This is a genomic window from Xenorhabdus yunnanensis, assembly GCF_028598805.1.
In the GTDB taxonomy this organism is placed as follows: domain Bacteria; phylum Pseudomonadota; class Gammaproteobacteria; order Enterobacterales; family Enterobacteriaceae; genus Xenorhabdus; species Xenorhabdus yunnanensis.
The window spans coordinates 1-3841 of record NZ_JAQRFI010000109.1; the positions used below are offsets into that span (position 1 = coordinate 1).

Below are 3841 nucleotides of genomic sequence, written 5' to 3' on the forward strand. Positions count from 1 at the left end.
TGCCATTGCCAGTGCCGCCGACAGGATTATTGTGCCGCGCACGGGTGGTGTGGGTTCAGTGGGCGTGATTGTCATCCACTGTGACTGGTCGCAGCACATTAAAGAAGACGGGCTGAAAGTCTCAATTATCACTTACGGCGACCGCAAGGCAGAAAGTAATCCGTATGTCCCGCTGACCGATGAGGCAAAAGCGGCTATCCAACACGATGTTGATGCAATGGGTCAACTGTTTGTTACTACCGTCGCGCGCAACCGTGGAATTACAGAAAAAACCATTCGTGACACACAAGCAGCCTGCTATCTGGCGGCTGAGGGTGTTCAATTGGGTCTGGCTGATGTTGTGGCTACACCTGATATCGCATTTCAAACACTAATGAAAGAGGCTGGAGTTTAATATGTCTATGACCAGATTTGCTCATCTGATCCCGTCGTTTGGCATGAAGTCAAAAATGTCAGAAGAAGACGACGAAAAAGCCCGCAAAGCAAAAAGTCGTCGTGCCGAAGAAGACGAGCGCGAAGAAGATGCTGAAGATGATGACGAGCGTGAAGACACCGAAGAGCAAGACGAAGAAAAGGAAGGCAAAAAAGGGAAAAAAGCCAAGAAGGCGAAGTCAGAAGATGATGATGATGACGACCCGGATGCGGAAGGTGACGAAGAAGATGCCAATGCAGACGAAAATGAAGACGTCAAAAAAGGGCAACGCGCCGAGCGTAAACGCTGCGCTCAAATATTTGGCAGTAAATACGCCGCTGGGCGTCCTGATATGGCAGCACATTTGGCGTTCAATACCAGAATGTCAGCGAGTGAGGCTATCAATACAATGAAGGTGATGGGTGTTATTCAGCCTGCCATGACTCGTGTCACACTGGACAGCAGAATGCGCACCGAACAACAGGTTCGATTAGGTCCCGACGCTCAGCAACCCGCCAGAGGTTCTGTGTCCGCACTGGCACAGCAAATGACCCGTTTATATGACGCCAATAAAGGAGCGAAATAATGGAAAACTTCTCTCAGAACCCATTTCAGCCAGGCATGACACAGGCTGTTTTTTCGCCTGACCAGTTAATTTCCGGCCCGTTGCAAATAGTCACTGACAGCGTAACGATTGCCAAAGCGGGTATCCTGAAACGCGGCACGGTACTGGGTGTTATTACTGCCAACGGTGAATACGTGGTCAGTAAAAAAGGGGCCGGGGACGGCAGTCAGATCCCCAGCGCGATTCTGGTGGACAATGTTGATACCACCGCCGACAGCGTGAGGGGAGGCGTTTACCTGATGGGCGAATTTAACCAGCATCGGGTGATTTTCGATGAAAGCTGGACGCTCCCCGAACTGAAAACCCCATTACGCGCCTTTTCCATTTTCCTGCGCGACAGCGTAACAGCCTGATCTAACTTCCAACAGACGTCTTAATGCGGGTCACCGTAGGCATTGTGACGTCTTTTAACACGAGAAACAGTATGAATATTTTTGACACCAACGTTTTAGTGCAGGTCGTACCGAACCTGCTGACCAGTCAGAACTGGCTGCTGGATAAATTCTTCCCGAATATTGTGGAGTCTGACACTGAAGAAGTGTCTGTCGACGTGGATGTTGGTCTGCGCCGCATGGCCCCGTTTGTTTCCCCGTTAGTGGAAGGCAAGCTGGTCGAGTCGCGTAAATTTCAGACCAACAGCTTTAAGCCGGCGTACATCAAAGACAAACGCGCCCCGGATTTACGCAAACCCATTCGTCGCCAGATTGGTGAACGGATTGGCGGTCAGTACACCGCGGCTGAACGTGAGATGCTGAACGTCCAATTTGAACTGGCTGACCAGATCGATATGATTAACAGACGGTTAGAGTGGATGGCAGCCAGTGCGCTGGCGACCGGTACAATCACGGTGGCGGGCGATGGCTATGAAACGAAAGTCGTCAACTTCGGGCGTTCTGCTGACCTGACGGTTACCCTGAGTGGCAGTGATAAATGGCCGACAAAGGTGGATGCAGGTAAAACCAACACCCAACCCACACAGGATATTGAAGCATGGTCGCAGCGCATTCTGAAAAATTCCGGTGCCATGCCGACCGATCTGGTGTTTACCACCCAATCATGGAACGCATTCCGTCTGGATACCACGGTGACCGACAGTGCCATTAAGTTTCCGGCATTAAACCCGTACGGTAACCAGATTAACCCGGGTACGCAGGTGCAGAAAGGGGCGGCCTACAAAGGCCGTTGGGGGCAATTTGATTTGTGGGTGTACAACGACTGGTTTATCGACCCGGTGGATGGCAAAGAAAAACCGATGTTACCCGAGGGCACGGTCATTATGTCCGGCGCGGATTTGATGGGCACACGTGCGTTTGGGGCAATATTAGATCCGGCCTTTACCTATGGTCCCATGGCGTATGCGCCGAAATCGTGGTTACAGGAAGATCCGGCGCAACGCTTCCTGATGATGCAATCTGCGCCGCTGGTCATTCCCAGCCGGGTGAATGCGGCATTGTGCGCAACGGTGGTGTGAGATGGCTAAAAAACAGGAAATAGTCACTGATGACCCGGGCGGATTACCGTCCGAATTGCAGGTCGGGTCAACAGATAATGTCGCCCCACCAGACATTCAGCCCGTACTGCCCGAAGAACTGGATAGCGATGAGCCGATTGCTGGTGAAGAAGCGCCTGAATTTGTCGTTGTCAAGGGTCACACTGTCCGGCATAACGGGGCTGATTACCCGGAAAATACGGTCATTTCGGTCTTAGGTGTTGATGCAGAACGCCTGATTGCGCTGGGCGTTATCGTGAGACTGGATGACCTGAGAGCGCAGTTATTATCCGGTAATCAATAGGAGGACTGATGCCAATCGACTGGGATAAACATCTGCTCTCACCCCTGCATAAACAATTTGCCGAGCGGGTGAACTGGCGACCCAAGAACGGCGAACCCTACGATATTATGGGCGTGTTTGACCGCGCCTATACCCAGCAGGTGGAGTCACTGGACGGAGACAGCAATATCAACACCACTAAACCGCTGCTGGGGGTTCGTGATGCGGTATTCAAATCCCCGCCACAGCAACAAGACCGGGTGTTTGCGTACCGTATCAATGCTGAATTTGTTGTGAGTGACGTTCAACCGGACAGTCACGGTGGGACGCATTTGCAACTCAACAGGATTAAACCCAAAAAATGAACGCATCAATAATACGCAATAGGGTGGTTCAGGCGCTCATGGGGAAAACAGACGCGAAATCCCGTGTTTATTCCCCGCGTGATTGGTCAACACGCGGTAATGACTACCCCTGCATTCTGGTACAAACCCCGTTTGACCACAAAAAATCGCTGGGTCGTAATATCCCGCAGTTTAATACCATAACCACCGTCAGGGTAACCGGCAGGATAGAGGAATTTGACGATGATACTGATAGTGGTGCGGAGCAGGCTGAGCTGGCACTGGAGGCACTGCGGGAGCAGGTCGAGAGAGCCGTTATCAACAGTTATGAGTTAACGAAAACGGTGCAGCAATTTGCTGAAATCCGGTCACAAATTGATATCGATGCCAGTGGTGAGGGGCATTTTGCCCAGCTCCTGATGGATATCGACATTGAATACTATCAAGGGGAAGAGGATTTTTACCCTATCGAAACCCATCAACTGGACGGCATTGACGTGACGGTAGCGATGCCGGAACACACACCCGAACCCAAAATCAGTATTAATCTGGAGTAAATCCCATGTTTGTAAAACCTGTTGCCGGGCGGCTGGTACGCGACCCGGTTAGAGGCACTCATTTGCCTGAAGGCTGCACAGAGGTACCAGACAGTCTGTTCTGGCATCGTCGCGTCAGAGACGGTGACGTT

8 protein-coding genes are annotated in these 3841 nt (G+C 51.5%); all 8 read left to right on the forward strand.

Annotated elements, in window-relative coordinates; all coding sequences use genetic code 11:
- The coding region (locus tag PSI23_RS20560) for a S49 family peptidase (RefSeq protein WP_273556819.1) at positions 1 to 394 on the forward strand (394 nt) is incomplete at its 5' end.
- Position 395: 1 nt separating this feature from the next.
- The gene (locus PSI23_RS20565; RefSeq protein WP_273556820.1) at positions 396 to 998 is read left to right on the forward strand and encodes a hypothetical protein; all 603 of its coding nucleotides are present in this window, start codon (positions 396 to 398) and stop codon (positions 996 to 998) included.
- Complete coding sequence (locus tag PSI23_RS20570; protein WP_273556821.1) at positions 998 to 1390, forward strand: head decoration protein; 393 nt, start codon at positions 998 to 1000, stop codon at positions 1388 to 1390. Before PSI23_RS20565 ends, PSI23_RS20570 begins: the two co-directional genes overlap by 1 nt.
- A 71-nt stretch (positions 1391 to 1461) precedes the next feature.
- Positions 1462 to 2508, forward strand: a complete 1047-nt coding sequence (locus PSI23_RS20575; protein WP_273556822.1) for a major capsid protein — start codon at positions 1462 to 1464, stop codon at positions 2506 to 2508.
- A 1-nt stretch (position 2509) separates the two neighbouring features.
- Positions 2510 to 2830 carry a hypothetical protein gene (locus tag PSI23_RS20580; protein WP_273556823.1) on the forward strand — a complete coding sequence of 107 codons (321 nt, stop codon included), beginning with the start codon at positions 2510 to 2512 and terminating at the stop codon, positions 2828 to 2830.
- 8 nt (positions 2831 to 2838) lie between these two features.
- The gene (locus PSI23_RS20585) at positions 2839 to 3174 is read left to right on the forward strand and encodes a head-tail joining protein (protein ID WP_273556824.1); all 336 of its coding nucleotides are present in this window, start codon (positions 2839 to 2841) and stop codon (positions 3172 to 3174) included.
- Positions 3171 to 3710 carry an ATP-binding protein gene (locus PSI23_RS20590; protein ID WP_273556825.1) on the forward strand — a complete coding sequence of 180 codons (540 nt, stop codon included), beginning with the start codon at positions 3171 to 3173 and terminating at the stop codon, positions 3708 to 3710. The genes PSI23_RS20585 and PSI23_RS20590 overlap by 4 nt, the downstream gene beginning before the upstream one ends.
- Positions 3711 to 3715: 5 nt before the next feature.
- Positions 3716 to 3841, forward strand: a 126-nt coding sequence (locus tag PSI23_RS20595; RefSeq protein ID WP_273556826.1) for a DUF2635 domain-containing protein, incomplete at its 3' end; no start/stop codon positions are given.

Coding starts and splice junctions, on each gene's coding strand:
- PSI23_RS20570 (WP_273556821.1), top strand. CDS start 998: ATGGAAAACTTCTCTCAGAACCCATTTCAGCCAGGCATGACACAGGCT.
- PSI23_RS20585 (WP_273556824.1), top strand. CDS start 2,839: ATGCCAATCGACTGGGATAAACATCTGCTCTCACCCCTGCATAAACAA.
- PSI23_RS20565 (WP_273556820.1), top strand. CDS start 396: ATGTCTATGACCAGATTTGCTCATCTGATCCCGTCGTTTGGCATGAAG.
- PSI23_RS20590 (WP_273556825.1), top strand. CDS start 3,171: ATGAACGCATCAATAATACGCAATAGGGTGGTTCAGGCGCTCATGGGG.
- PSI23_RS20580 (WP_273556823.1), top strand. CDS start 2,510: ATGGCTAAAAAACAGGAAATAGTCACTGATGACCCGGGCGGATTACCG.
- PSI23_RS20575 (WP_273556822.1), top strand. CDS start 1,462: ATGAATATTTTTGACACCAACGTTTTAGTGCAGGTCGTACCGAACCTG.